A 26,737-nucleotide genomic window follows, 5' to 3' on the forward strand; every position below is an offset into this window, starting at 1 on the left:
GGGATTTCTCCTTTTGGAGTCCCCATGAAACAAAAATTTAGGGCTACTGCAATAAGTAGTAATCAACTTAGTTTTTTTTCTATATTCGATATAGATGAAGATGAAATAACGCAAATAGTTGATTCACCCAAAGAGCATTTAAATGATGCATACACGTCCGGATTAAACTTTAAATCAGATGAAAGTAACATTTCTGAGATAAATTATGATTCTGAAAGGCGTGAAAATCACCTTTATGAAAAATCCAAATTACTTAAAAATCAGATTTTGCATACAATTAATTTTGCAGCAGAAACAGATTATCTATATTCGGTTGAAGAATATAACCCAGATTTGGGTGGTCTGGTAATAGAATGGACCCCTGAGGATGTGTATGTTGTTTTTCTATCCGCTATGGAAGAGTCTTTGGAAATCATTAAAGAACTAGTGTTGAGGAGAAAGTTATTCTTCAAAGATGACAATGGTAATATCACAGTGAATCCACTTTTAGAAGCTGAAACACGGTGGTATATGTCAAAATCATTTGAATACACTTGTTTATCTCATGGACTTGATGCATGTGAATTTAGAGCGGAATTAAAATCATGGCTCTATTATCATTCGCATCGTTCGATTAGTGAAAACACGAAATTAGCTGAATGCAGGAATGATGATGAAATCATTTTGCATGATTGCAATGACGATATGGGCTGGGACATCTTCTTTGATCAGGATTATTTAATGTCAGAAAAAAAACTGGCTGTTAAATGGACTGACAGGGAAATTATGGATGTTTACATAAAAGCTTTTAAATCCACATTAGAGTTGTTTGACGAGCTTGTTTCATGTGATCTGTTAACTAAACGAAACGCTTTTGGCAAGTTAGAAATAAATCCAATATTCGAAAATCATTTTGAATGGATCATGTCTGAAGCTTTTGAAATAGTGGGAAATCATCTTGGTTATAATGTGCCTCAAATCAGGAAACTGATGGCAACTATTTGCCAAATGAATCTCAAATAAAATGCCACTGGCAAACATCTGCCAGAGGGCGGTGTTTGCATTTTACCGGAGTTAAAAATGTCTAATGCCGCTATGAAGTTAAATGAAACATCTTCTGATGCTTATGAAAAATTAGAAGCTCTTCTTTCCCCGGATGTTATAAAGTTAAAACATTATGTGGATAAAGGTGAGTATCTTTTAGTTCTAGCAAAGGACCTTTTTGGTATTCCAGAAATGGATCCAAAGATGGCTGTGCCTGTTTTCAAAACTAAAACCTCGTATCGAGCTCCGCTGAACAAAGACTACATACCAAATCCCCGAATACTTGAACAAGTGGTTAAACTGCTTATCAGTCCGGATATAGATTTAAGTGTGTGTCTTAAAGGTGAGTCCGGTTCTGGCAAGACTGAAATGGTAATGTACATTAGCCACATGATGAATTGGCCGCTGACAATTAAGCAGATCAACAGCAATATTCGAGTTGATGAGCTTGAAGGTGAGCGCAGTCTTAATGGTGGTAATACAGGTTTTGTACACAGCGATTTGGTAACGGGATTTCGTAATGGTCACCTCATTCTTCTGGATGAAGTGGACAAAATCGATCCTGATACGGCAGCAAAACTTCACATGCCCATTGAACGTAAGCCCTGGTCACTCAGTGCTAATGGTGGTGAGGTTATAACTGCTAATGGCTACACGCGATTTATTGGTACTGCAAACACAAACATGAGTGGAGGCGCTCGCCGGTTCGTTTCTTCTCAACGTCAAGATGCAGCTTTTATAAAGCGGTTCTTGATAGTTGAAATGGAGAAGCCCGACAAAGTTGCTTTAACCAATGTGCTTACTAAACGATATAGCTCTTTGCCTTTTCAGGTCATTGAGAAGTTCGTAAGAGTAGCGATTGCAGTAAATGACTCTGGTACAGAAGACAGTGTGATGGATATTCGTCAATTAGTAGCTTGGGTTGGCACGTCGATGACGTTAAAAACCTTTAGTCTTCTTGACACTTTCAAAATAGCTTTTGCTTCTGCTTTACCTTTACATGTGGTCGATCTTGTTCTTCAAGCTATAGATCTTTCTCTTGGCGAAGACAAGGATAAATCGCTGGAGTATTTCACAGCAAAAAAGTCGAGTTAGATGGGATTTGTTATGAAACCTCTGATATTTGTATCTCAGAGTTATCCCATCTTGAATTTAGTGCGTTTTTAAGTACGGATGGTGCTGCTACCATTGCTATAGCAAAAAACGGAACTAATTTTACTGGACTTATGCAACTGAATAACGACTATTCTTTATTGTTTTATCATGATGGTAAAATAAATATGGAAGGTCTAATTAAAGAAATGGAATTAAAAGGTTATATGTATCAGGGAGCAATGGGCAATGATGATGTTGCCGCTGAGTTTCCCGGTATTCTTTTAATTGCACCAGAGAAGCTTTAATATCAACCCTATCGGGAAATCTTTCCCGTTGGGGAGGGTTTCCCCTTTTTTTTGGAGAAACCCATGACTTTAAATACTTCAATGCTTAACAAAGTATCTGCAAAACAAATCTCTGAGAATTTTGCAAAATCATATCCAGATTTACTGGAAGGTGCAGTTATAACAAAAATTGAAATAAGTGGCTGTCAAGGATCGCGTCGAACCGATAAAATCGATTTGTCTTATGATGGAGATGATATTACGGATCAAAAAAGCGTATCTAAAAGCGAAGTACGTTGGATTGACATAAAAGCCCTTAGCTTCAAAAGTACGATTACCAGCAGAATATCAACCCTTTGCTCACGCTTGTGCATCCGCTATAGCAATATGTGGATTTTACCAGTTTCCAGTATGGAAGAGTTTCTGGAAGGGGCCCAAGAGATTGAACGAGAGTTTCAGGCAGGTATTCAAAACGTTGTAGACAATTATGAGATGCATATTGAGGCTGAAAAAAATAGAAGCCCAAGAATGTCTTCTTTGATTGATCAGTTGAAATTAACTAAAGATGATTTCATAAAATCCTTTAGATTTAATATTGCTCACTTTATTCCTTTTACGCCTATTAGCGTTGAAGGTGATGAAACCCAGGACTACTATCAGGAACAATTGATAACAGATCTGGCAGAAGAAGCAATGAGGGTTTATGAAAAAATTAGTAAAAATAATAATTTGCGCTCAAGTACTATTGACCGACTGAAGCAAATGCAAAATAAGATCATTAGCTTCATGTTTATACATAAAGAGGCGGCAGTACTTGCAGAAGCTATAAAACACATAATGAATAATTTACCTAAAGGTGCCATTTCTGAACCTCGCGACGTTGCGGTGTTACAGCAGTGGTTTTATTTCATGAGTGATGCTTCAATGTTAAAGCGTATTATTTCAGGAGAGCAAAAGGTTACTGACTGGTTGGAATCTATTACCAGATCATTTAATCAAAGCTCACAAACAGAACCGAACGCGCTACAGAACACAGGTATTGAAGCTATTTTAGATTCAACAAATGTGTTTCAGGTTGAACCTGTCGTAGAGAACGATATAAAAAACAGCACGTTTTCAAACACTGATTCTGTAGCTGAACCTGAGAAATCAGTTTCGCAACAGGAAGACAATGCTGAAAATGGTTTTGATATCGAGCTCAAAGGCTGGTAACTGTTTGCTTTATTAAAAACCCCAGATGGGTACTTCACCATCTGGGTGAGTACCCCTTTTTATAAAGAGGTATTCTATGAAATTAGATCTTAAATCATCGCCGCGCCATATTAAGCGTTTACAGAATATAGCAAAAGTCATTAGCGGCTTAGGCGATGTAAGAGTTGTAATAGACGACAATACCAAAGGACCGTATTTTGATCCTGTCAATAAAGTTTGTGTTTTACCAAACGGCGATTATAGCGATGATGACTTTGTCAGTCTGATTGAAGGTTTTACCTGTCATGAAGCTGGTCATGGTCGCTATACCGTCAGTGAGGTTTACAGTGACGCCTTTAATAGTGTTCTCATGTCATCTGAAGGGTTTACACGCTTCGATGACGGAATGAATGCAGAGTTTGAGAGCCTCGCTGAGAAACGTAAAGCTTATAGCAGGGCAAAACGTCTTACCGGGCTTATAAATCTGTTCGATGATGTACAGATGGAAGAGAAGGTTGGTAACGATTATCCGGATGCAAAGCGGCGGCTTGCAGCCACTTACGCACTGATGGTTAAAGCCGGAAGGATGACTCCTGATATATCTTCTCGTCCGGAAAATCCTGTCCTATTTATTGAGTGGTATCTGCTTAACTCATTGCGAGTAAAAGTCCTTCAGCAGGTAGGTCACAAAGAAACCCTCGATCCGTTTTTTGACTATGCCCAAAAGATACTTTCTCCAGTAATTTCTGATGTTGAGGAAATTTTTCATGATGCTCTTGGTTGTGAAAATACTCAGGGCTGTGAATCCCTTGCTCGTAAGACCCTGGCTCTTTTAGAGAGACTGCGGGATGAGGCAAAGGAACAACAGCAGCAGACAGAGCAGGAGGAGCAGGAGGCATATGATGAATCCGAGACCGATACCGATACCGAATCAGAAGATAAATCGCTTACGTCGACTGATAGTCGTGAGGATGATTCTGAGGACGATAGTGAAGGTCAGGCAGATACTTCCGATAACGCTGATCTTGCTCAAGAGGGATGTTCTGAGCCTTCAGAACTTGCTGAAGATAACGAGGGAAATAATGAACCCACCGGTGGCAATCCCACGGGTGATAACATTATTGAAGACGATACTGATGCGATTAACCCTTCCGAGAGTGAATCAGATGAAGCCAGTTCGACTAACGTTGAAGATGAAAGTAACTTTTCATCGGCTCAATGGGAGATACTGGCAGATTTGTTGGATGCCTTTCTTAGCAGTGATGAGGATAGCGAAGATTATCACGATGCTTTGGCTAAAGAGATTGAAGGTATTGCATCAAAAGTATCCGATGACGTGAAAGCCGAATTCGGTGCTTCTGAATGGGATATCCCTGATCTCCTTATCGATTTGAATGTTTACAATGAGGCTTTGTCTCTGAGTCATTCAATCGGTAGCGACTTGTCTGTTTTACAGCAGGTTAAAATGCGTGGCCGAAACAAAACTCATGAGCGTGGAATTACCTTCGATGGAAATCGATTAATTCTGTCACAAATGGGAGTTCGTGATGTCTTCAGAGCTCAAAGCGAATCTAAAAATAGAGGGCATGTTGGCCTCGTATTAGTTCGTGATATTTCAGCGTCAATGGCTAATGATGAAAGATATATTCATGCCATTAAGTCAGATCTTGCTTTATCGATGGCCGCTGAAAGTTTGTCAAAAATGCATGTCTCCAATATAGTTTTTCCCTTCAAGGAAAGTGAATTTGAGATTATCAAAACGTTTGATCAAAGCGTTGAGGAATCTCTATCGAAATTCACTCTTGGATGTAAGGGTTATTATACCCCTACGGGATCTGCTTTAATGGCAGCTGTTGATCTGTTACTTGACAGCCAATTCGATAGGAAAATAATTTTTCTTATAACTGATGGTTATCCGAATAAATCGGAATTTACTATCGTCGAAGTTATGGAAAAGGCTAAATGTAATGGAATAGAAATCGTTGGTGTTGGTATTAAGACTGATGAAATAATTGGTTTTGAAACGGACACTTTCGTAACAGTTGATGATACTTCTTTATTGTCTATTGAAGTCAGTAAGCTAGTTCATCAAATACTTTCTTAATAAACTCTACCCAATCGGGGCAAAAAGGCCCCGGTGGGTCTTTTTGCTCCATGAAGGAATAAGGAGCAAAATATGACTCAGATAAAAACTTACCGTGTAGAACATGAAAAAGTCGGTGCGATGCATAAAGTCCGTATTTTCGGACGTGTTGGTGAAGTTATAAGCAATGATAGCCCTCAGGAAAGAATCTTCCGCGAAGTCACTATAGCGGAGGGTAATAGCCAGCAGGCTGCGTTACTTGTAGATAACTACATACAGCGTCTTGAGAATAATGGCTTCACGACTGAAGCATAAATGTTGAGGGCCCCCGGGCCCTCTTTCTTAAATTCTGCGTTGTGGGTTTCTCCCTGTCTTCTGCACCGCAGAAGGCATTGAGAAACTCACAATGCCAGATAAGAGAGATCATCATGACTTATGCATCCCCGGCTCTTCGTCGTAAACCACAGGAAGTATCTGAACACTTTATTAAACTCGTTCATGCTCGAATTGCTGAAGTGTCTGGCTGGAAGTATATATTCGAAAGAATACCTGCTTTCAAAGACGCTTGTGCAAAAGCCCCGAGCCAGGTTCCTTGCCCGTTTACTGGCGCAGGGAAATCGAAGTTTCGTTTCCGACAAAAAGACCTTTATACCGGATGTGCGATCCATAATGACTTTCCGGTAAATGAGTTTTGCGACGGAATTGATGTTCTGGCGAAATATTATGAATTAAGTAAAACGCAGACTTGCAAAAAGATTCTCTCAGATTTTTTCGGGATGGATCTGCATGCTCCGTTAACTGACGCCGACATTGAAAATGAACGACGCTATAAATCAGCAGTTCGTGCCACAGAAACTCTTGACCGAGAGGAAGTGGCAAAGCGAATGCGAAAACTTGATGTGATGTATCACTATACCGGTGAAATAAAGCCTAATACTCCTGTTGCTTTGTACCTCCGTAATCGTGGGATCTCCCGCTTACTGAGTCACTTACCAAAGGATTTAGGCTTTAATAACCGGATCTACTATTGGGATAAAGATAAGCAGAAATCGATTATCTATCCGGGAATGATTGCAATCTATCGTGACACCCGAGGTCGGCCTCTGACTATCCATAGAACATACGTAGACAAAAACGGTGATAAGGCACCTGTAGAAAATCCAAAGCTGATGATGAAGCCTCCTGCCGATATGACAGGTGGCTCAATTCAGTTGTTTGACCCTCACTATGATTCAGGTAGTTCGACCTGGACACTGGGAGTGGCTGAAGGGATCGAGAATGCGCTTTCTGTTGTAGAAGCGACTTCAACACCATGCTGGGCAGCCAGCTCCGCATGGTGCCTTGAAAACGTTACTGTTCCTGATTTTTTACTGCCTCCGCCGGATGTAAAATATATAAACTTTTATATCTGGGCGGATAAGGATATTGCTAACTCACAAGGCACTCGTGCCGGTATCGAAGCTGCTCAGCGACTTCAAAGCCGCATGGTTGAGTTTTTGGCTAAACGATATCCCGCATCAAAGCTGACAATTGAAGTCTTCGAACCAGCACAAGATATTCCTGATGGGAAAAAGGGTATCGACTGGAACGATGTTCTCCAGTTAACAGGGCAGGATGGATTCCCGATTCACTGGGCTCCTGAATGTCTTAATCAGCTGTAACAACGATAACTCCCCCGCATTTTGCGGGGGGGGTTATCTTATCAATATTATTTTTTAAATTGTATTGATAAGATAACCGCTTTCCTTCGTGATAATTACCTGCCTTTAAGGTCTTTTCACGGCTGAGATGCTTGCTCAGTTAAATAAATGTGCGGTACTACTGGCTATGGTCGGTTGTATGACATGGTTATTCCATAAACTATTAAAACCCATAACGGGAGTATTACCGTTATGGTGATGCTCGTCGTTTTACATCGGAGAGCATTTTAATGAATTTTCAAACTAACGAAGTTTTTAATAAATTTGCTGCTGTTATAAAATCGCGCATCGTCAATGAACCATCGTCATGCTATTTGCTGCATGATAATGAGATAGATATAACGATTTTGAAACATGGCATATTAGAAAATGACAGAAACCTGTTGTACGTAGTTCGTCCTTCAGGAACGTGTTTGTTGCGTTGTGACAAATATTTCTATCCGAAATATTATCTTCGTTGCCGTGGAGATTATAAGTCATTCATATATGTCCATCTTGATCTACATAGTGGTGAAGCTAAAGAAATCACATGGGAGCAAGCAGACGATATGCTGTCTAGTCCAGGAAAACCCCCATTAAAAGGAAATCTTGGACGATTTGAGTATATAAAAGTTGTGGTTGAGGACCTTCGTATTCGAGGTTACGCTGATTATCTTCCTGCGTATAATCTTGATGACCTTCGCCGTTTTGCCTTACAGGACGACCGCCCATCCCTTGTCAGATACATTGACAATGTAATGGCAACGGTCTGATTGGTTGCTAATTGATTTACATATTTTCCCTGATGGCCAACCTGCATCAGGGAGGCCTCAATAACGACTGGAGGCTGTATGAAGTTAGCTACGGACCTGGTAAAAGCTATTTTGATTAGAAATGGTGTTGAACCAGTAAATATAAGCGAATCATCTAAATTATCTTTGAAACAACCACTGACAGAACTTAAATTCAGTTTATATTTGCGAACTGAGCATTTATCTCACTTCCTACCCGGTTATGTTTATTCTATAAAAGAATGTCCACTGTCATATGACATCGGGATCGAAATTCAGAAAATCTTCGAAAGTTTACATTTGTTAAACGAAGAATTTGAATCCCTCGGTTTTGTTTCTGTATGGATAGAAATGCATCAAAGCATTTTTGAACAAAGTCGGTTTAAGAAAAGTAACTTTACTTTTCGGGAGGAAGAGGTCGAGCTTGCTAAAGGGCTTGTTTGTTCTCACAATTCACAAATAAGTAATGCGGCTTATTTCTGGCTTCAGCACTTTGAGGAGTTTATGATTTATGTTCGTAATAAGCTTATCGACCTCTTTCGAGAGGCCTATGACCTGATCCTTGGAATGCAGCAAGTATTTTTCATTCGGGAAAAGGAAGAGCTGTTGAAAACTATAAGTTATGGGGATGACCTGTATGAGGTGAAATTAATGGCGGCTGAGCTTTACTCTATCGAACAGAACTTAAAGTGTTCTGAATCGATAAGTACAAAATCTCAAGCTTCGGCATATATTAACCGCATCCGTGAGTTTGTGCGTTCGGGGTGGAGGCAGGGCTATATAGTCTGCCATCATAAGCGAAGTAATCAAATCTCATCATTGTCATTACCGATGTACTTGAAAGATACGTCAGGCCGAAGTGCTCGAAAGCGAGTAAAACGTCTTATATCTTCTACAGTTTGTGGTAGAAATAAAGATTTAGGTCTTACAGATTTTTAATTAAATTATACCCATGTGGGGATCACACCCCATATGGGAGTGATCCCTTTTTTATTGAGAGAGGATCACATGAAAATTATCGAAAAAATCATTAATGCCTTTTTGGTTGTTCAACATAAAAAAATACAGGTTAAAAACATTACATTTTTAGACAATGGGCAGGGCATGTTCTCTGGTATGTCTTTTGATGCTGATGTTTCACTGGAGTTTATGTATGAATCAGCAAAAGCATATAGTTCTTGTTTCTGTGATATTCCCTTTCCAGGTTTTGAAGATGCAAATCTGGAGGAAATTACGAAATTTCAATTAGATGCTTTGAAGCAAAGAAAGAATCATTCTTTCATTGTTAACCATTTGAGGTTTCCTATAGTTTTAAGGGAAGGGTGCAAAATCGAAAGAGGAGAAGTCTATTCAATTTCGAATTGCACTTATAATAAAGAAAGATTGCAGTATCTTTTTTCTCAGGATATTTACGGTAAGTTGTATAATTCCTTAGAGAAAGAATTAAGCTCGTTTTTCTCATTTATCAATGTTGAGGTGCACGAGTTGTTAAAAGATGCTGTATGCTTTGCATTAAAAATCCTGAATAAGATATCTTTGGATACACCTGAAAGACTTATTAAAGCTTTTAATTATCGTGACTGGTATTGTAGTTACGATGTTGAGCTTTTTAGGAAAGGCTTACCTGGTCATATTCTGGAAGAGCTCATTGCTCCAGATATCTTACTTTCAGACCTTAACGGTTGTAGAAAAATACTTAGAAATGCAAAACGATTTCTAAATGGACATACAAAAACCAATTGTGTTTATATTAAATATGAATGGTGGTTGGGGCCTGTGGATACCTCACACTCAGCTAAGTTGATGTCTGACAAAGAAATTAACAACCGAAGTGACTTGAAGAATTTTTCAAAGGTCTTTTTCAAAGAGTGTTTAAGTTCTGGTAAGTCGGAATATGAAAACCATCTTAGTGAAAAAGAACATGCGCTTCGCTACAATTATTAATTAAAATTATTTTCTCCCATAGGGATTTCTCCCTTTGGGAGAAATCCCTCTATTAAGAGGGTATTTAAATGAATGCGATACAAAAGTTAGTTGAATCTATTCTTGTTAAAATGGGTTTTGTTGGCGCTGTAGTGGAAAATATATATTTGGATTCAAAACCATTTCGGCATATTCGATTTGTGGCTGATATTCCAGTAATATCTTTTCTACCTCATTTGGTGAAATATCTTAAGGGCGCAGACCATCTTTACTGTGGTAACGATGATTTGCATCCTCTTTTCATTTATTTTTCCGAAGCGGCTACATTAAAAGCAGGCCCTGTAAATCTCGCGAACTTTCGTTTTGAAGTTTCTATAGCTTCAACTCATTTACGACTGGTCTCAGAGCAGCCTGATTTGCTTATCAAAGGATTTAACCGGGATAATCTAGAATACGTTTATTACCGCTCAGATTTGGCCTCTAAGGATCTTATACTAGGCCTTGTTGAACACGGTTCTCCTTTCATAAAACATCTACATGGACTTATACAAAAGCGAATTTTAAACGAGTTCTCTCTGATTTTTTCTGTTCTTGAAAAGATTTTAGAAAGCGCGAAGCCACAAATTCTTGCTTGCTTCCATAGTGTTGATTATGAAATGAACGTAAAAATAATAGCCGAAGCTATACCTGAAACTGTATCTAATCAGATAGTCACATCTGATTATATAGTTAATTCTATATCAGATGCGGACAAGTTTATAAATCATGTTCGTCGCTATTTAGCAGGCAGGGTAATGAAGAGGCGGATATACGCTGAATTAGATGTTTGTGAAGAAACATCAAATATTTCACTAGTGAACTTAGGATGCTTTACGTCTCCTCTGCTCGTTACGGAATATCAAATGTTTAAGCCACACTCTTCAGGGTTATATCGAAAAGCTATAAACAACTCCTTAAAACAGTTCAAACCAGAAATGCATTTACCTTCTGAAGAACTCTTTTATAATTAATCTAACCCATCCGGGAACTTGCTTCCCGGTGGGAAGCACTTCCTTTTTAGTCATGAGGTAGTGTAAATGTTTAAAGAATCTGACCACGTGGAATTTGTTAGTGCCTTTCTTTATCAAAATTTAGGCCTTAATGTTCCCGCTGACGATATAACCGTTCAATTATCTGATACTTCGTTCGACAAAGTAACCTTTGATTACGATGTAGATATCGATAATTTAAATTGTATGTTGGATCTCTACATATCTGAACTAATAAAGCACAACGCATCTTACTCCGATTCTATTCTTTTGAAACAAAAAATAATTTATTTTCTTGGAGTATTTAAGAATTTCGGATTTTTTACGTTTGATATTCGCGGATATAGTAATACTTTAAGCCCAGTTAAAGTTATTGATATTGTTTCAATGATTATTAATGACTGTGAAGAGTTATCTAAAGCTAATTCTTCTACTGATGCTATAAGAAATCTTTATCTCGATAAAATGAAGGTGGATGGGAAAGTGTTAGTTGCGAAATTTGCACTTAAACAGTTTTTTCATTCCGACTTTGGTGACTTTATCTCATTTGTCGAGAAAAGAATTACAGATTGTCTTAATGAAACTTTAAGGATTATCAAAGCTGTTGAACATGGCTTTGTACGTGTTGGGCAGCATAAGATTAATCGCCGTATTAATGATGACTTAAAGTTATGCATTGATTTCAATACTGATGATTATCCGGCAAATATGCCAGATATATATATTAAGTTTAACGATACATTTGATGGGAACGGGGCGTTATATTGTGACAATGATGCCCTCATATCCCTCTATACCGATGTTGCTTCAATTATCAATGTGCCGGTGATGATGGAAGTAAGATTGATCAATAAAAGAGGGCGTGTTGTCTGTGATTCTTCGCATTCAACTTACGTATCTCTCGAAAGTAATGACCGATACAGAGTAACTGATCGCACATTACTAATAACTGAAGCTTTTGACGATTTTCGTAACGCGTCTCAATGATCCTTTTGCTTCAGTCCAAAAAAGTAACTTTGGTTGGCTGAAGACACTTGTCTATGACAATGTAAAATCTGTCGCTGGCATCTTCTTTTAGCTTAACCAAACTTTTATCTAACCCAGTGGGGAAGTCGCTTCCCTTCTGGGGCACTTCCTCTCAAATTTGAGGTAGTGTATATGACACATTCATCTGATGATAAAAACTATGTCCGAGCAGTTCTGAGCTATCTTGGCATAGATTTTGATGAGGCGGATATAGTATTAAGTGTTTGCCATTGTCAAAGTGACGAGCTTTCTTTTACCTGTAATATCAAAGCTATTGAACTCAAGAATGCTGTTGATTTATATGTCGATAGTATCTCTGAGAATGAAATAGAAGCTTTAAACAGAGAATCTTTAAAATCTCGACTCTGTTACTTTCTTGAGGTGTTTGACGCAGTCTCTGGTCAGTACCTTGAGATTTCAGGAAAACACTTTGCAACTAGCCGTTTTGAATATGATGATGTTTGTAGTGAAGTTCTTAGCATGTCTAATGATGTTTCTCAGTCGAAAGGTTATGACCGGGATGAATATAACAGACTGATGCAGGTTGATGGTCAGGTTATGATTGCCCGTTTTGCTTTGCAACAGTTCTGGGATACTCATTTTATTGGACTAATAACATTTGTATCTGAGTCTATAACATCGAGCCTCTATAAAGCTTATGAAACTTTTAGTGATATAAGTTTGGCTTGCTATAAACTGAGTGAATATTCTTATTCACGCTCTATCAACAGTGAATTGACCCTTAATATTTCACTTAAAGAAAATGACTTCTGTGAGGACCTATCTGATTGCTATATGGAAGATGAGGCTTTACCTTCTGGTAGGGTAATTTCTCGACGCAACAATGACTCCATAATAAGTATTTATGAGAGCTATGCTGCGGCTTCTTATATTCCGATGATTGCATCTTTGGAAGTCGTTGATGAATACGGCGAAGTGGTTACTGACCTCTGCCATACCGTTTATGTTTCAGAGTTAACCGGTGGGCGGATTAAAATCCACGACCGTAATGACTTAGTATCTGAAGTTTTCGATAACCTAAGAAATTTAAATCTTGCAGTTGGAGATTCAGTTTCACAAGCTGCTTGATTCTTTCCCTGATTTTGATTTTTTCTCACATACTCTTATGGCACGGTTTCCGTGCCTTTTTTTTGCCTCGCTTACAAGCGTCTACTCCTCTTCTACCTATCCCACCTTACATCACCACTTAAAATCTATCTTTCTAATTCCATTATCCTTTTCGTAGCCTCTAATGCTCTGGTATGAACATACTCTTTAAACTCAAAAAAGTGCTATTAACGAAAAAAAATCCCTAAAGAGATTTGTATACTGTTCTCAACCAAGGAGAGCTCATGAATGAACTAAAATCCAAAAACGAGAACAGTACCAAAAGCAACTTTCCCCCGGTTGATAATCAGTTTTGCTTTTACCATGTTGATTTCAGCATAGAACGACTACTTTCAACGGCCGAGGATCTCCAGTTTGAGTACATCTTCCAGAAACCTGGAAGTGAAGTAAGAAAGGATTTGGTTGAGCGATTCGAACGTGGAGAGCGCTTTGTTACAGCTTCACACTGTGACAATTTCTGTGAAATCCTTGGTTGTCAAGGCCATCAGGAAAATGCATAAACCCATAAACCTACATTTCCACTTTTAAGGATGTTCACTAAAGAATGATTGGAGAAAGTATTTTTGACTGGGTAATTTACGGAATATCCATTTTGATATTTGCCTCAGCACTAATTGAAGGAAAGACAACTCGCTACCCAGCACTTTTTTTCTATGGGAGTTTAATTTTAATGTTAATCCTGATAGTTGCTGGAGGCCTTAACTGGTGGTTCTACAGGTCAAAATATGGCGCAGTAATCGTTATCTTCACAGTGGTCTCTTTACTGATGACTCGATTCCGCCTGGTCATATATAAATTAAGATTAAGAAAGTTAGTTTCAGAAATCAGATTTCGTATAAAAACGGGTTTTCGTATAATTCTTGTTTTGTCGGATAATGAGGATGAGCGTAATGTTCTGCTGTCTATGCTTAGCAACGTATTGCCAGAGCAAACGCTTATTCACACGCGTGATGCTCTCGGACCTCATTCAGAGCCTATCCTAAAAGCTCTTGAGCTACATCATCAACAGGGAACAGGTTACATACTCGTCTGTGAACAACAAATCTCAGCGCGTACGTGGTTGAGTATCGTAGAAAATGGGAAACCTGATACATCTATAGCTGTTAATTTTCATTCGATCCCAGAAATGGAGTGATTTTTCAATGAGTAGAACCGTTTCACAAAGTGTCACAGAAGATTGTCTTTTTGATACCCGCACACAAGTCAGATTACAACTAAGTCGAAGCGTTCATAAAACGCTGGCATCTGCTAAAGAAATTTTACAGGGAAGGGGGGTTGATTCGGTCTCTATTGAAGATCTTGTGCGAGCCTGTCTTGAAGAGAACCAGCCAATTGATCTAGCCTCACTTTACCTTGAAAATCTCTTAAAACAGAAAGGTACCAGCATTTGCGATTTTTAGTGTTTTCAAACCTATTAGATAAAATGCCGGTTGTGTTTATATAACATCAATAATTTCATGCAACAGGTAAAACATGAGTACTCAAAAGCAACTTTCCAGAACTACCGGCACTGAACGTATGTTTAAGGAAGAGCTGGCGTTATCCTTAATTTGTTGGGTTTTCACCAGTCCTTTTACCAACTGGACCGATAAAGTCTTCAGTGGTATTGAAGTTCCGTCTGAAGGACCGTCATCATTACGGGGTGAGACAGAAAAATTCTTTCGTTTTGTCGTTAATGAAGAAGGCTACGACGCAGGAAGGGCTGCTATTGGTCTTGACCTATGTTGTTTTTCACTTCCGTTGTGTTTGTTCCCGGACGCTGCCCTGTCTGAGGAAGAGGTTATGAGTAAGTTAACCGGAGAAGTTATCCATGGAATTCTTCTTTCCTTACCTGAGTTTATTGATATGCCAGAAGTGCTCGCTTACCAGGTCAGGGATGAAATTCTTGCTTTTAACACTCGCTGTGGAGACGGGATCTTTCATGGTTGGAACACGGCTTCAGAATTGTGGAAGTTTGAAATCTTTCCCCGCACCACCATCATGATGCAGCATACTTCGGCAATACATTAAAATTAGGCGGGGCAGAATGCATAAAAAACTTTTTCTTCTCGAATGGAAACCCTGTCAGAGCCGCGTATGGGCCGGTTGGATGGCCCTGTGGTTGACTATCAGTTTTCTGATGTTATCTGCCTTGCTTATGACAGATCATCTCCTGAACAAAGTCATCCTGCCGCCAACATGGTTGTTGATCTGGTTTTCGCCAATGCTGGGGTTTTTGATAAAAGTTCGCGTCGTCGAAACTCAACATTTCCTGGAGCATGACCTCTGTGTTGCAGGTTTCTCTTTTTACCGCTGGAAGAGGTTAGTTTCTCCCGGGCTTTGGTCAGTTGACTGTATAAATGGTCGTTTTCGCCTCAATCGGATCACCCAGGTGGGTAAGACTATCCACTATCCATGGCGTCTCCATTATCATCCTTTGTTCATGAGCCCTATCGAACATAAATCGCATGCTGTGAAAGCTGTTTCAAAATGACTTCTTTAGAGGTTTACATGACATTTATGTTCTGCAAGGTCAGCCTGGGCAGCAAAATTGATTGGAAATAACATGAGCCTGGAGAAACGTATGAGTTATGACGATTTGCCCTATTTTCGTGACCAGATTCTGGAACGCATCGACTCGCTCAAGTGTTTTCTTTCGAACACCCCCCCGATGATGGCAAACCTGATGACTGTCTCCACCGTATCTAGAACAGAAGAGCGCTTGAAGCAGGTTAAACCCATCAGGGTTAGTATTAAAGACGATGCTTCGGTTGAGGAAATTATTCAGGCACTTACTGACATCTGTGTGGATGACATAGAGTCATTAAGTCATGATTCCACCAAAGTAACCACTAAATACCCGGGTCTAATCATTGTCCCCGAAAGAGCAGATCTTCTCGAAAGCTTGATCACTTCTATAAACGAAGCAAAAAATGATTTTGCTGCGGCAATGAGGCGTATCGATAATAAAAAGAATGTCCGTTTTGATAAAGTGCACAAGAAGCTCCCGGGCCTTGTCGCTATGCACTCAACAAGAAATATCCTTTTCATCAAGTCCCAGCTTAAAAAAGTTACTTTTTCATGGCGGCTAAACCGAAACCAGGAAGTTAAAACAGCAGAGCAACTTGTGAGTTTGTTGGAGCGCAGGAGAGCCTCAGAAGTAAAAAATGTAGCAACTACCAATTTGAATGTCGTGTCTAATATCGATAAGGCTTTACACCGTCTTGAATTTCACCCACTGAAGCAGGGCGAATCTTATCGCCTTTGTCGAACTAACTCTTTCCCTGTTCCGATTGCTCACATTTTTGCATTTAGGCCTGAAGGGCAGGAACGAAACGGGAATAAATATGCTGAGACTGATTATTCAGTAGTAAAAGCATCCTTGCCCATTTTCGCAGCAGGCAACATACCTCAATTAAAAACGCTCTCTGACTGGGCTCCTGAAAACAGCCAGGGTCCGTCCAACCAACGGAAGCTGAGCCTGAAATATACAGAACTCGTGCCGGGGGCTGAGCTGGGCATTTTCATTGTCAGCCCCGAAAATTAAGGAACAACAATGCAATGGATTTCCACAGCCAGCCAGAAAATCGATGAGCGTCTCTATCGTGTCTGCGTCTGGGTAAAAAAATATCACGCTGATGCGATTAACCGCGTTGTGCTAACCGTTGATCTAAGTAAAGCCCGACATGACCCTGACGAGGACCAGGTAAGAGCAGAGCTGCTGTGCGGCCATTATTTTTTGCTTCGTAAGGAAAACGCTTCGAACTCTGCGCCTGACGATCAAAAGTTTGCTTTCCTGCCTGACGGGCGCAATCTGTGTTGGCAGACCGCAACCCCGGTGCTTCAGCATCTCCTACTCAATAAAAACGTTCCTGAGTCGCTGAGGTTGCTTACGGACTACATACATATGCGTCTGGCCAGGCTGACAATGGTACCTATGTCCGGAACCATCATGAACGAGGCTCTGCTGGACAGCATCAGCTGGGTTAAGGTGGATTTGACCTACTTCTGGCAGTACGAACAGCTCAGCTCTCATCTGGGACCCATCCAGATAACCCACAAGGCACTTGTACGCTTCGGGCACCTGGCAAAGAATGATGAAAACTCCAGTGCCATAAGAATTCTGCGTCAGCGTCTGTCTTCAGAATTCTTACAAGAATTTCAGATGGCTGAGGATGAGCTAAAGCGCAAACAGTCGTTGATGGGCACCATGGACGTGAAAATGCTGTTTCATGCTCATTACCCCAGCCAGAAGATGCTGGTGGCTCGATATAAAAATGGTTGGGTAATGGTGGATTGTTTTCTGTTTCACCATACCAAACCTAAGAAAAAAGCAAAAAACAAAACTACTGTGGCTAAGCCTCAACTTAAACAGACTAAAAGAGAAGGGAGTGAAAATGGAACTGGGCATTATGGTGTGCATCGTGTTGTTACTCTCAGTGGCGGCGGCGTGGATCAGTAATAAGACAGTTGATTTGCTCGAAAGATTCTATTTCAAGCGTCCGCTGAGCATGGAGTACGCGGCATGGCTACGTGTAATGTGTGCAGGCTTGTTATTAGTTTTTATTCAGGTTGCTCCCCAATTTACACTCCTGTATACCCTTAAACTTGTCACGCTTATTAATCTTGGAATCCAGACAATGAAATTAAATGGCGTGTACAAATATAAAAGGACGGGAATTTTGCCTCCGGGAGGGGCACTCTCTAATCTCACCAGACTTAACCCGTTCAAGAAAAAATAAAGTTATGCGCCCGTGAGGGCGCTATTCATCAAAGGCATTTCGCATAAGCTTGATCATGGCTTTTTTACCAGCTTCAATATTGCGAATGTAGCGCATAACCATTTCTTCATTCGACCAGTTCCCCATTTCCATAATCTGTGGTAGCGAGTAACCTTCAATATCCAGCTGTATCGCACCGCCTACACGAACGCTGTGCCCTGTCCAGTAACGGGTTTTAGTCTCATTTGGATAAAGCTCATTCCACATTTCTTTAAATGCCCGTAAAAGGGAATTTTTGCTGAGCATACCGGCATCGTCCACAGTGTCTTCCTCATCTTCATCGTTCAGAAGACTTTGTTTAGCACGGTAGGGCAGGTTATGCCGTTTAAGAAGCTCAGATAGCTCATTCCCTTTACTCCGAAGCTTCCAGCCGGGTGGCATATAGCCTGTATCATGGAAATTTACGGCCTGGAAAAGGTATTCATCCGGATGACTGTGCTGATCCATTTTCACAAGGTTCATCAATCTCAAGAGGCAGTTAGTTAACTGACGTGTCAGCCGGTAGGTAAGAAGTGTACTGATGTTCGTTTTTGTACGGTATACCGTCAGGTTAAATTCACCGGTCATACTATCCAGAGACAGATCTTTCAGACGTATACGGCGAATTTCGGATGAACGGAGCAGTGTTTCAAAGCCTGTCCAGATCAGGCACAGGTCACGAAGCTTACGAACTGAGTTTGTAGTACTGCGTAACTTTATCAGAGCCTTGAGATCGCCAATAAGAAAGGGAGTTGCCTGTTTAGTCGTCTTTCGCTTCCGGGCTTCCGATTGTTTTAAGGCTTCCAGCATGTACCATGCTTCAGACGTAATAATCCCGGGCAGGTTAAGCCCTTTTTTATGGATACTGTTTAAGGCCTGAAGACAGCTGTTTATGCTGCTTCGTGACAATTTGCCTTCAAGATGCCCCATAAACGCCAGCAGAGCTTCCTCAGACACGGGGAGCGAACTTACTGGCCAGTCTGTATGCAACCGGGCATTCGCCTGATACCATTCGTTCCATACTCGTAGCCAGTGCAGATAGGTTTTAGCTGTGTTGTATCTCAGATGGGAAAAGTAACGGATCAAGCGTGAAAGCTGTTTATCATGGTTGCCGAACGTTTCCAGCTGCTGATGCAATTCGCTTTCCGAAAACTGTCTGATCACTGATTGATTCTTCATCCTGCTCACCGGGATACACTGGTTTTATTTACAGTCATTTTAGCACTCATGTACCTGGTTATGAACAGGGTGGAAACAACGAAAAAGGTTGTGAAATCGTTAGGCTTAAGTGAAAAATGATATTAAGATTATCCCTGGCCAGTTGAGGCCTGTCTAAAGAAGGTTGATTATGTCTGACACAAAGCAGTCTTATTTAATGAAATTCCGTAAGTGTAGTTCGTTCGAAACGCTCGAAAAAGTATTTGAAAGGTTATGTGAAAAAAACTCGGGTGTCGCCTCTCTTGAAATTTCTGGTGCTTATGATCATCGTAAAGCTGAACTGACAATGAAAAAGTTATATGACAAAGTTCCTGCGAGTGTGTGGACCTTTGTTCGCGAGTAATTATTGATATTGGCACAACAAAAAGACTGTGTCTGGATTTGAAAATAGTTTATGCCCCTTTCGGGGCTAAAGGCACTGTAATAGCCTGTCTTTTTAACTTTCTTATTAAGTTCGGAGAAAGACTTTAATCATAAGCCAAGCCCACTGCTAAATACATCCGATATTCTCCTTAATTTTAGAAGTTGTGATAAAAGTTACTTTACCTAAACTTCTCTCTCCATATTTGTAAGGCTCTCATTTGATTCTTGTCAAACATTAATCTGGAAAACTAAAAAATCATTTCTTTTAATTCGTTTTACAGAAATCCTCCTCCGTTATTTCGGATATAGTTTGAATAATTATCAAAAACGGGGTGCAGCCATGCGTAAGAGTTACACATTTGGTATTCCATTTGGACTCCAGAGAGAATCAGGACTCTTTTTAGATATTACAGAGGTCAGCCGGGGTATCGACTGTAACTGCATCTGCCCCGCTTGCAAAACTGATCTGTTAGCAAAGCAGGGGGAGGTCAAGCTTTGGCATTTCTCACACAGTACTGCTGTAGCCGGTGACTGTGATGGTCTGATGGAAGCCATCCGGGGAAAAATTATTGAAGTCATCAACGAGCACCAGGTTCTTGGTTTCCCAAATCTTCTCGCTGGCGACGATGGTGGGCCGGTTTCACTGAATGAGGTTATTGGAAGCGGCAGTATGTTCGGAGGCACAGCTGATCTGTTCGTAAAGGTTAATGATTTATGTGTGGCCGTCTTTCTGGACAGGGATCGTAGCATTTCTGCGAAGTTAACCTTTGACCACCTTCATCCTTCCGAAAGAGTTGCCGCATTGCGTATCGATCTTCCAGATATTGAATATGAAATCAGTCAGGTGCAGCTCGGGCGACGTAAAACAACATACAGTGAGTGCATTGAAAGCCTGATCATTGATGAGACCAGTTCCCGGGAATGGCTATATCATCCATTAATGCATGAACTTGAATCTGAACCTCTTCAGGAGTATCGGGGACGGGAGCCTTCAGAGGAAGGGCCTCTTCTTCAGCGCCTTGCTGACTGTAAGATGAAATTGCCTGATATCCTTCCGGGCAGTCATAACGCGTTAGTCAGGTTACAGCAGGATACGATTGTATGTCTGTGTAGGTTAACGGTTCGGGCTTATGACATCGCTCAGACCGATGAATTTCCTTTGTTCCTTCGCTATTTCAGGTTGCACTGCCTGGAAAACAGCGAACATGTCAGTTACGAAAGACTGATCTGCTGGCAGGAAATGATTTCAAAAACCCAGGAAGGCCAGTCCTTGACACAAAACGAACTTGAATATCTTCATGAGATTGTCCGCATCGCCTTATACAATCACCGGCTTAACAATGTCAGTATTTCAGATGTTAAAAACCATGACACAGGAAAGGAGAGCGGCAGGGTAGAGCCACAAAACTATTCACTCTTATAAATAAATTGGGCTTTGCGCATTAAACCCTTGCCGCAGGAGGTGTACCGCATATCCGGCACAGACAGTCAGTTTTTCTGGCAGCTTAAATTTGACACAGCTTAATATAGTGATTCATTAAACAGGTTCAGTATGCTGCCAGAACGTTTTAGTCGTTATGGGCGTCCGTTAGTTTTCTACTAACTGAACGACGACCAGCCTGCCGCCTTCCTCCTTTGACAGAACAAACTGAGCGTTATTCGTCAGTTCAATTTTTTCCCCAATGGCAATCTGTCGTTTATCCGGTAATGACATAAGCCCATTTATGCCTTCATTTACTAACCACCACTGATCGTTATGGAAAACAAAATACCCAACTCGTTTCCTTTGCAAATCGGTTGTACGCTCATTTGGCGCAATGAGGCGATTCACATGCCACGCATAGATTGACTGCCCGCTCCACACCATCAACCGGTGGTCGTCAGGACGATAACTGCCTTCCTTTCGGGAAGAATATAAATTTAGAACCGGTAATTTACCCTTGTATGGCGTACCGCAGTAGGGACAAACCGGCTTTGTCTTACCCGAGAAAACGTACCATTTCTGTTCACACGCCTTGTTCTGGCAGGGCTGTATCAGATCGACTGTTTTAACCAGGGCGCTTTCCCACTCATCGGCGGTCGGGCGTTTAGTGGCATCGTGTAAGCCATCTATAAAGGCGCGCTCAAACAAAGGTGTCAGATAAGGGCCCATGATGGTGTAAGGAATTTTCTCCGGGTCAGCCCAGGGCAGTGAAAAGGACGATAGCTGACTGACTTTGACTGCATTGCTTTTGTCTGTCGGATGTTCAATGAAGAGTGCCTTCTCACCCATAGATAAGGTCTCATCACGTACTTCATCCGACATGTCATGTATTTTTCCGCCACGTAGCGGATGACGGAAGAACAGATACATGTAGATAAGCACCGACAGCGCATGACGGTCAGTAGTAATGCTTGGCAATACGCGGTTCGGATCCTCTTTGGAAAGATGACTGGTTTTCACCACTTCCGGAGCGATAAAATCCGGGGTGCCCACCACGTCGGGAGGATACTTTCCAGGGACAACCAGGCCGTCTACGTCAATGATGCAGGCATGTCCCATTTCTGGATCGATAAGCACGTTTTTATAGCTTAGATCGCTGTGACAGAGACCTGCCGCATGCATCCTTCTGACGGCTCTTGTCAGCAGCAGACAGACCTTGAGATAGGTAAGCGTATTGCCTCGTTCACGTGGGTCGAGAAATTTGTTCTGGTTGCTGGCGCTGGCAAACCATTTGCCTTCCTTTTCACGACCTTTTATGCCAAGAAAATCATCGTTTTTAGAGCCGTATTTAAAGAAAAAGTAGCTTTTGTAGGTTGGAACCACGATGCCGATTTTATGCCCATGCTCAACAACATGGGTCGGCCAGCAAAACAGGTCCTTCCAGTATTCACCTCCGGACTGGCCAAAAATGTTTTGCCTGTAGCGTCCGGTGATCATATCAATCCGATCCCGGGCCTGCTCGTTCTGCGGTTTATGATAAAAAGCGACGACGTATGATTTATCAGGCGAAAAGTAAACATCCTTCATCGAGCCCGAACCAATTACCTCGTCAACATACTGGACTGTTTCGCCGTCCTTTGTTTTGCACGTAACGATATTTGCCATATTGATCACCGAAAAAGCGTATCCCTTACCACAACACCGCAATAGTGCGGTCATCATGGTTCCCTGTGGAGAAAAAGTTAAGCCAGTCGCCTAACCTCTCAGGCGCAATACTGGCGTCTGTAAGGACAGGGTTGAGCTCATCAACGAGACGGGTCCATTTTTCGTCACTGCGAAGCCCATTATCCGTCTCAAACAGAGGGTCTGAGACGCCGTCTGTCATGAGGATCAAGTGAGATACATCATTCCATTTACCCACGCTGATGCGGCCGCTAAACGAGGGGTCTGCGATAATGCTCTGGTCAAGGAAACGGGTTTGTCCTGCGTATTCTCCGCTATCGGGATTTCCCAGTATCCTGACTTTACCGGAAGGGCTGTATGCACCTATCGCACCATCACCAAGCCAGAATGCAGCCGCAAACAGCTCGTTATCAGTTCGTAGCGCTACAGTTGCCAGAAGGGTTGTTGAATAGGATTTCACAGGTTGTTCTGCACAAATGGCTTCGTTCTGGATACTGTTGACCGCGAGCGTAGCTGCCTGTTTAAAATGATGAAGCATGGCGTTTATTGTTGCCTGCTGATCGCTCCCTTCCCACGCCGTGATGTGCTGCTTTAAATGGACGCCTTTCACACCACTGAGCTGATTTAAAAGGTAATCGCCAGCCGTTTTGACTGCAATCCGGGAGCCTTCCCGGGAATTTACCGCACTACCGGCTCCGTCTGCGACCAGCATGACAGACCATCCTGTTTCCTGGCAGTGGTTGATGTAGAAGTCGTCATCTCTGAAGCTTCCGGCATGCTCATGAGAGCGTCCCCGGCGACTGGCGGCAGCAATACGTATATCACCCCTGACCAGGCCAGCAGCGTCCAGATGGGACTTAGGGTAGGGAGCGTCTGCTGGTGGCTCTACCACCTTCCACAGGCTTCTCGGATCGGGATTGATTATAAATAGCTGTTTTGTTTCACATTCGTCGTGCGACGTGCATGACCAGATTACTGAAAGCTCTATATCGCCGCTTTCGGTGGGAGTACCTGTCAGCAACTCCTGTTCTTTGTCAAAAGACAGGCCAATGTTCCGGGGAAAGACAACGTCCCTGACAGTAGCCTGCTGGCCCTCACCCAGAACGATAGCAACCGGCGAAGAGAAACGTTCGCCTGCGCGGGCGTTGGGGATCGTTATTTTAGCTCCCGGGGGAACGGCAGGTGGCACAGCTAAGCTGGCCCGCTGCTGGCCTGTCGGTATCTGCCCGGGTTTTAATACCAGGGAAGACAGGTTTTCGTCTTCCCTCTGTGCTGGTTTATCAAATTCGTAATAAGGCATCAGCTTCCAGAACGGAGGATGAGGCTCATTTTCTGGCAGGGGTTGCAGTGCTGATGTATCGGTAGCGTCAATGCCCGGGTTATCAGCAACACTTACGACCGTTTGTTGCTGATCGGAAAGACTGGATGCTGACGAGGCGGCAATCTCTGCGTCGTTATCACCTTCGCTAACCCGCGCAGATAAACCCTGTGCAAGGCTCTCAATCCGCTCTTTAAGCCGCATAATTTCTTCGGTAAGGGATGGGTCCTGCGATAGAAGTAAAAGCCGCTCACCTTCAACAGGGTGGCCCAGCTCAGACAGAACTAAGCGGATAATCTTCTCTTCAAGTAAAGCATTTTGCGACATCAACCTCTCCCTCTGTTTACGTCGAAGTTAGTGTTTCCGCCATCATTGCTGAATGACAGGCCTGTTTCACACCACGGGCAGATCACGTCATCCGGGCCGTCAATACACAGCAACTTTCCGCATGAGCACAGGGCAAACGCACTGGCATTACCGCAGTGGGGGCAACCCGGTACGCCATGCAGTTCGCTGGTATTTACCTGCAAACCGGTAGCGGTGGCATCTGACCACGCAAAATAGTCCTCATCGATGGGATAGCATCCGGCAATATTAAAGCTGTTCAGGTTCAGACTGAAATCGAGCCCGGAAACCCTTGCTGGTGGCCGTTCATACTTCATCAGGTACGGACGACGGGTCTTGCTGCAACGGCCGGTAAGCGTAACGCAGTTTTCGTCGTACGCTTTTACTGGCTCGTCCTTGGCCAGCCGGACTATGTATTCAGTCTGGCTGAGCTCAGGTTGTTTGTCGTCCCCGACGCTGCGGCTGTGCGCCGTAACCGAGGCCGTGATCCATTTGATGAAGCGGGTAAAGTCCCCTTCCTGAGATTCGGTGAACAGCATGACATTCTCTGTCAGTTGCCGCAGGATATTCAGGTCCGCTGACGGCCCCAGGCCAACGGCAATGAGATTCACTTTACTCGCGTAGTGATCCTTCCAGCGCTTCACTTCTGCGGTTGTGTCGTCAGTCGGACGTCCGTCGGTAAGGAGATACACGACGGGTTTCCAGTCGCCTTTAGCCTCATGAGTGGTTTTTCTGACCTGGGTATCAATTTGCACGGTCAGCTCACGCAATGCAGCTCCAAGGCTCGTACCGCCGCCAACGGGAAGGCGGGGAGGGTAGAACGAGGCAATTTCGTGAAGAGGTACAATCGTACGGGCTACACCGGCAAATGCGATTACCGAGACCCAGGCTGTTTCAAGTGCGTGTGGATCCTTTCTTAAATCTCCGACGATCATTTGCAGACCATCAGTCATTTTTTTCAGGTTTTCACCAATCATGGACTCTGAACAGTCCAGGACAAAAAACACGGGAAGGCGTCTCATAATTTTCCTCGTACGGCTGGTACGGCCAGCAGAAAACGTTGCTGTACAGAAAGGTGCTGCCCGGAAACAGCACCTTTCTGTCTGTCAGAGCACCAGCTGGATTTCTGGTGGAGGAGGGGGAAGGGTATCAGTTCCGTTATTAATCCCCGCGCTTGTGCTGCCGGAAGACACGCTGGCCGATACCCATTTAAAGAAACCTGCAAACGCGGTTGAATCTAGCGTCTCCAGAGACACAACCTTATCGGTGAGCTGTTTTAAGTGCTCATGGCCTGCTTTAGGACCAACGGCGCAGGCAATGATGGATCCGAATCCCCGGCCGCGAATCGCTTTTACCGCTTCACCGTACGCCAGGGCATCAGAAGGGGTTCCATCAGTCATCAGGAATACCAGAGGACGCCAGTCTCCTTTGGTATCACCATCTGAGCGACGTACATCCCGTTCAACACACTGCATCAGACATTCAAGGGCAGCACCGGTGAACGTCCCGCCTGCGCTTGGCACAACGATGTCAGAAAACTGGAAGTCTTCCAGCGGCGTGAGAGGAATGAACTCACGCGCCTCATTGTCATAGGTGATAATGGAGATATGAACGCTTTCGAGGGCGTAGGGATCCTGGCGAAGAGCGCTAAGCATCGCCTGAATTCCAACGTTAACGGAATGGATTGACTCACCGCGCATCGAGCCGGATGTGTCGATAACAAGGTAAACAGGCAGGCGGCGCATCACATGTAATTCCTCAGGTGCGAGACAAACGAATCTGATTCTGAAGGCTCACCAATTGCCCTGAGTTTCCAGCCTGTAGCCTCGCGTATCAGCTCGGCAAAGACCATGGAGCGCTGGCTGGCGAAGGCGGGTCCGCCAGAAAGATCGAATCGTGCCATTTCAATATTACGGGCATCTACTGCCCGGATGAAGGCATTCTGAACTTTACCAAAGTGCTGCTGGAGCTTTTCACCATTGTAGATCTGAACGATGAACACAATTTTCTCGTACTGAGCGTCAAGGGAATTCAGGCGCACAATAATTTGCTCATCGTCACCGTCACCGGCTCCGGTTCGGTTATCGCCCGTCAGCCAGATATTGCCTGACTTATGGCGAAGGCTGTTGAAAAAGATGATATCGCCATTCACAAGCGTTGGTTTACCATTTTCCACATTGCCGAGATCGGTCACCTTTCCGGCTGAATTACACAGGAAAGCGATCACATCAAGGTCGTATTCTTCTTCTTTTTTACCAAAGATCCCGCCGAGAAAACCTTTCTTTTCCTCATTAATATCCCAACCGAGGCCGATAGTAACGGACGAGAGATCGTATTCATTTTTTTTCAGGCTTACGCCCTGGCCTTTGCTCAGACTGACAGACATGATATCCCCTT

28 protein-coding genes are annotated in these 26,737 nt (G+C 42.6%); 22 read left to right on the top strand and 6 right to left on the bottom strand.

Translation table 11 applies throughout. From position 1 onward, the window contains the following. Positions 1-24 precede the first annotated feature (24 nt). The 20 genes from DBR02_RS23720 (at position 25) to DBR02_RS23810 (ending at position 17,692) form a co-directional block, all read left to right on the top strand. Positions 25-1,002 carry a hypothetical protein gene (locus tag DBR02_RS23720; protein ID WP_000810361.1) on the top strand — a complete coding sequence of 326 codons (978 nt, stop codon included), beginning with the start codon at positions 25-27 and terminating at the stop codon, positions 1,000-1,002. 57 nt (positions 1,003-1,059) lie between these two features. Then, complete coding sequence (locus DBR02_RS23725) at positions 1,060-2,118, top strand: ATP-binding protein (RefSeq protein ID WP_000063335.1); 1,059 nt, start codon at positions 1,060-1,062, stop codon at positions 2,116-2,118. A gap of 131 nt (positions 2,119-2,249) precedes the next feature. Then, positions 2,250-2,423 carry a hypothetical protein gene (locus DBR02_RS26810; RefSeq protein WP_001176645.1) on the top strand — a complete coding sequence of 58 codons (174 nt, stop codon included), beginning with the start codon at positions 2,250-2,252 and terminating at the stop codon, positions 2,421-2,423. 63 nt (positions 2,424-2,486) lie between these two features. Further along, complete coding sequence (locus tag DBR02_RS23730) at positions 2,487-3,614, top strand: DUF3150 domain-containing protein (RefSeq protein WP_000174396.1); 1,128 nt, start codon at positions 2,487-2,489, stop codon at positions 3,612-3,614. Positions 3,615-3,690: 76 nt separating this feature from the next. Next, positions 3,691-5,697, top strand: coding sequence for a VWA domain-containing protein (locus tag DBR02_RS23735; protein WP_000762700.1), 2,007 nt, complete (start codon positions 3,691-3,693; stop codon positions 5,695-5,697). A gap of 72 nt (positions 5,698-5,769) precedes the next feature. Further along, a complete protein-coding gene (locus tag DBR02_RS23740) occupies positions 5,770-5,991 on the top strand; it encodes a hypothetical protein (RefSeq protein ID WP_000192120.1) in 222 nt (73 codons plus the stop codon). Positions 5,992-6,104: 113 nt separating this feature from the next. Beyond that, on the top strand, positions 6,105-7,337 hold the full coding sequence (locus DBR02_RS23745) for a DUF7146 domain-containing protein (protein ID WP_000220379.1): 1,233 nt from the start codon (positions 6,105-6,107) through the stop codon (positions 7,335-7,337). Between the two features lie 269 nt (positions 7,338-7,606). Next, the gene (locus DBR02_RS23750) at positions 7,607-8,128 is read left to right on the top strand and encodes a hypothetical protein (protein ID WP_001011130.1); all 522 of its coding nucleotides are present in this window, start codon (positions 7,607-7,609) and stop codon (positions 8,126-8,128) included. A gap of 78 nt (positions 8,129-8,206) precedes the next feature. After that, positions 8,207-9,085 carry a hypothetical protein gene (locus tag DBR02_RS23755; protein ID WP_000762003.1) on the top strand — a complete coding sequence of 293 codons (879 nt, stop codon included), beginning with the start codon at positions 8,207-8,209 and terminating at the stop codon, positions 9,083-9,085. Positions 9,086-9,154: 69 nt separating this feature from the next. Continuing rightward, positions 9,155-10,090, top strand: coding sequence for a hypothetical protein (locus DBR02_RS23760; protein ID WP_000691119.1), 936 nt, complete (start codon positions 9,155-9,157; stop codon positions 10,088-10,090). A 68-nt stretch (positions 10,091-10,158) separates the two neighbouring features. Then, entirely contained in the window at positions 10,159-11,079 is a 921-nt protein-coding gene (locus DBR02_RS23765) for a hypothetical protein (protein ID WP_044704555.1), read from the top strand. Positions 11,080-11,145: 66 nt separating this feature from the next. Beyond that, a complete protein-coding gene (locus DBR02_RS23770; protein WP_000472041.1) occupies positions 11,146-12,084 on the top strand; it encodes a hypothetical protein in 939 nt (312 codons plus the stop codon). A gap of 171 nt (positions 12,085-12,255) precedes the next feature. Further along, positions 12,256-13,212, top strand: coding sequence for a hypothetical protein (locus DBR02_RS23775; protein WP_000149830.1), 957 nt, complete (start codon positions 12,256-12,258; stop codon positions 13,210-13,212). Between the two features lie 263 nt (positions 13,213-13,475). After that, positions 13,476-13,751, top strand: a complete 276-nt coding sequence (locus DBR02_RS23780) for a hypothetical protein (protein ID WP_001004200.1) — start codon at positions 13,476-13,478, stop codon at positions 13,749-13,751. 44 nt (positions 13,752-13,795) lie between these two features. Next, positions 13,796-14,386: a hypothetical protein gene (locus tag DBR02_RS23785; protein ID WP_000578891.1), complete on the top strand. Its 591-nt coding sequence runs from the start codon at positions 13,796-13,798 to the stop codon at positions 14,384-14,386. Between the two features lie 7 nt (positions 14,387-14,393). Further along, entirely contained in the window at positions 14,394-14,651 is a 258-nt protein-coding gene (locus tag DBR02_RS23790; RefSeq protein WP_001371933.1) for a hypothetical protein, read from the top strand. Between the two features lie 73 nt (positions 14,652-14,724). Beyond that, positions 14,725-15,261, top strand: a complete 537-nt coding sequence (locus DBR02_RS23795; RefSeq protein ID WP_000107167.1) for a hypothetical protein — start codon at positions 14,725-14,727, stop codon at positions 15,259-15,261. Between the two features lie 16 nt (positions 15,262-15,277). Next, positions 15,278-15,724, top strand: a complete 447-nt coding sequence (locus tag DBR02_RS23800) for a hypothetical protein (protein WP_000549069.1) — start codon at positions 15,278-15,280, stop codon at positions 15,722-15,724. A gap of 90 nt (positions 15,725-15,814) precedes the next feature. Further along, the gene (locus DBR02_RS23805; protein WP_000119428.1) at positions 15,815-16,777 is read left to right on the top strand and encodes a DNA replication terminus site-binding protein; all 963 of its coding nucleotides are present in this window, start codon (positions 15,815-15,817) and stop codon (positions 16,775-16,777) included. 9 nt (positions 16,778-16,786) lie between these two features. Beyond that, positions 16,787-17,692: a hypothetical protein gene (locus tag DBR02_RS23810; protein WP_001198595.1), complete on the top strand. Its 906-nt coding sequence runs from the start codon at positions 16,787-16,789 to the stop codon at positions 17,690-17,692. A gap of 301 nt (positions 17,693-17,993) precedes the next feature. Here DBR02_RS23810 and DBR02_RS23820 read toward each other — a convergent pair whose 3' ends face one another. Next, positions 17,994-19,169 (bottom strand): tyrosine-type recombinase/integrase, encoded by a 1,176-nt coding sequence (locus DBR02_RS23820; protein ID WP_000795949.1) that lies wholly within the window; start codon positions 19,167-19,169, stop codon positions 17,994-17,996. 169 nt (positions 19,170-19,338) lie between these two features. Here DBR02_RS23820 and DBR02_RS23825 point away from each other — a divergent pair, with 169 nt between their 5' ends. Next, positions 19,339-19,551 (top strand): Hha/YmoA family nucleoid-associated regulatory protein, encoded by a 213-nt coding sequence (locus DBR02_RS23825; protein ID WP_001285422.1) that lies wholly within the window; start codon positions 19,339-19,341, stop codon positions 19,549-19,551. Positions 19,552-19,911: 360 nt separating this feature from the next. Further along, a complete protein-coding gene (locus DBR02_RS23830) occupies positions 19,912-20,994 on the top strand; it encodes a competence protein CoiA family protein (RefSeq protein ID WP_001232447.1) in 1,083 nt (360 codons plus the stop codon). Between the two features lie 165 nt (positions 20,995-21,159). On the opposite strand, the gene DBR02_RS23835 is transcribed toward DBR02_RS23830, so the two are convergent. The 5 genes from DBR02_RS23835 to DBR02_RS23855 form a co-directional block, all read right to left on the bottom strand. Continuing rightward, positions 21,160-22,659: a helix-hairpin-helix domain-containing protein gene (locus tag DBR02_RS23835; RefSeq protein ID WP_001284318.1), complete on the bottom strand. Its 1,500-nt coding sequence runs from the start codon at positions 22,657-22,659 to the stop codon at positions 21,160-21,162. A gap of 25 nt (positions 22,660-22,684) precedes the next feature. Then, a complete protein-coding gene (locus DBR02_RS23840; RefSeq protein WP_107535687.1) occupies positions 22,685-24,322 on the bottom strand; it encodes a PP2C family serine/threonine-protein phosphatase in 1,638 nt (545 codons plus the stop codon). Beyond that, a complete protein-coding gene (locus DBR02_RS23845) occupies positions 24,322-25,362 on the bottom strand; it encodes a TerY-C metal binding domain-containing protein (protein ID WP_001253656.1) in 1,041 nt (346 codons plus the stop codon). The genes DBR02_RS23840 and DBR02_RS23845 overlap by 1 nt, the downstream gene beginning before the upstream one ends. Positions 25,363-25,446: 84 nt before the next feature. Then, positions 25,447-26,085, bottom strand: a complete 639-nt coding sequence (locus DBR02_RS23850) for a vWA domain-containing protein (RefSeq protein WP_001253658.1) — start codon at positions 26,083-26,085, stop codon at positions 25,447-25,449. Then, positions 26,085-26,726, bottom strand: a complete 642-nt coding sequence (locus DBR02_RS23855; protein WP_000116681.1) for a TerD family protein — start codon at positions 26,724-26,726, stop codon at positions 26,085-26,087. The genes DBR02_RS23850 and DBR02_RS23855 overlap by 1 nt, the downstream gene beginning before the upstream one ends. Between the last annotated feature and the right edge of the window lie 11 nt (positions 26,727-26,737).

Source organism: Enterobacter cloacae complex sp. (assembly GCF_900322725.1).
Classification (GTDB): Bacteria; Pseudomonadota; Gammaproteobacteria; order Enterobacterales; family Enterobacteriaceae; genus Enterobacter; species Enterobacter quasihormaechei.

Coding starts and splice junctions, on each gene's coding strand:
- DBR02_RS23720 (WP_000810361.1), top strand. CDS start 25: ATGAAACAAAAATTTAGGGCTACTGCAATAAGTAGTAATCAACTTAGT.
- DBR02_RS23725 (WP_000063335.1), top strand. CDS start 1,060: ATGTCTAATGCCGCTATGAAGTTAAATGAAACATCTTCTGATGCTTAT.
- DBR02_RS26810 (WP_001176645.1), top strand. CDS start 2,250: ATGCAACTGAATAACGACTATTCTTTATTGTTTTATCATGATGGTAAA.
- DBR02_RS23730 (WP_000174396.1), top strand. CDS start 2,487: ATGACTTTAAATACTTCAATGCTTAACAAAGTATCTGCAAAACAAATC.
- DBR02_RS23735 (WP_000762700.1), top strand. CDS start 3,691: ATGAAATTAGATCTTAAATCATCGCCGCGCCATATTAAGCGTTTACAG.
- DBR02_RS23740 (WP_000192120.1), top strand. CDS start 5,770: ATGACTCAGATAAAAACTTACCGTGTAGAACATGAAAAAGTCGGTGCG.
- DBR02_RS23745 (WP_000220379.1), top strand. CDS start 6,105: ATGACTTATGCATCCCCGGCTCTTCGTCGTAAACCACAGGAAGTATCT.
- DBR02_RS23750 (WP_001011130.1), top strand. CDS start 7,607: ATGAATTTTCAAACTAACGAAGTTTTTAATAAATTTGCTGCTGTTATA.
- DBR02_RS23755 (WP_000762003.1), top strand. CDS start 8,207: ATGAAGTTAGCTACGGACCTGGTAAAAGCTATTTTGATTAGAAATGGT.
- DBR02_RS23760 (WP_000691119.1), top strand. CDS start 9,155: ATGAAAATTATCGAAAAAATCATTAATGCCTTTTTGGTTGTTCAACAT.
- DBR02_RS23765 (WP_044704555.1), top strand. CDS start 10,159: ATGAATGCGATACAAAAGTTAGTTGAATCTATTCTTGTTAAAATGGGT.
- DBR02_RS23770 (WP_000472041.1), top strand. CDS start 11,146: ATGTTTAAAGAATCTGACCACGTGGAATTTGTTAGTGCCTTTCTTTAT.
- DBR02_RS23775 (WP_000149830.1), top strand. CDS start 12,256: ATGACACATTCATCTGATGATAAAAACTATGTCCGAGCAGTTCTGAGC.
- DBR02_RS23780 (WP_001004200.1), top strand. CDS start 13,476: ATGAATGAACTAAAATCCAAAAACGAGAACAGTACCAAAAGCAACTTT.
- DBR02_RS23785 (WP_000578891.1), top strand. CDS start 13,796: ATGATTGGAGAAAGTATTTTTGACTGGGTAATTTACGGAATATCCATT.
- DBR02_RS23790 (WP_001371933.1), top strand. CDS start 14,394: ATGAGTAGAACCGTTTCACAAAGTGTCACAGAAGATTGTCTTTTTGAT.
- DBR02_RS23795 (WP_000107167.1), top strand. CDS start 14,725: ATGAGTACTCAAAAGCAACTTTCCAGAACTACCGGCACTGAACGTATG.
- DBR02_RS23800 (WP_000549069.1), top strand. CDS start 15,278: ATGCATAAAAAACTTTTTCTTCTCGAATGGAAACCCTGTCAGAGCCGC.
- DBR02_RS23805 (WP_000119428.1), top strand. CDS start 15,815: ATGAGTTATGACGATTTGCCCTATTTTCGTGACCAGATTCTGGAACGC.
- DBR02_RS23810 (WP_001198595.1), top strand. CDS start 16,787: ATGCAATGGATTTCCACAGCCAGCCAGAAAATCGATGAGCGTCTCTAT.
- DBR02_RS23820 (WP_000795949.1), bottom strand. CDS start 19,169: ATGAAGAATCAATCAGTGATCAGACAGTTTTCGGAAAGCGAATTGCAT.
- DBR02_RS23825 (WP_001285422.1), top strand. CDS start 19,339: ATGTCTGACACAAAGCAGTCTTATTTAATGAAATTCCGTAAGTGTAGT.
- DBR02_RS23830 (WP_001232447.1), top strand. CDS start 19,912: ATGCGTAAGAGTTACACATTTGGTATTCCATTTGGACTCCAGAGAGAA.
- DBR02_RS23835 (WP_001284318.1), bottom strand. CDS start 22,659: ATGGCAAATATCGTTACGTGCAAAACAAAGGACGGCGAAACAGTCCAG.
- DBR02_RS23840 (WP_107535687.1), bottom strand. CDS start 24,322: ATGTCGCAAAATGCTTTACTTGAAGAGAAGATTATCCGCTTAGTTCTG.
- DBR02_RS23845 (WP_001253656.1), bottom strand. CDS start 25,362: ATGAGACGCCTTCCCGTGTTTTTTGTCCTGGACTGTTCAGAGTCCATG.
- DBR02_RS23850 (WP_001253658.1), bottom strand. CDS start 26,085: ATGCGCCGCCTGCCTGTTTACCTTGTTATCGACACATCCGGCTCGATG.
- DBR02_RS23855 (WP_000116681.1), bottom strand. CDS start 26,726: ATGTCTGTCAGTCTGAGCAAAGGCCAGGGCGTAAGCCTGAAAAAAAAT.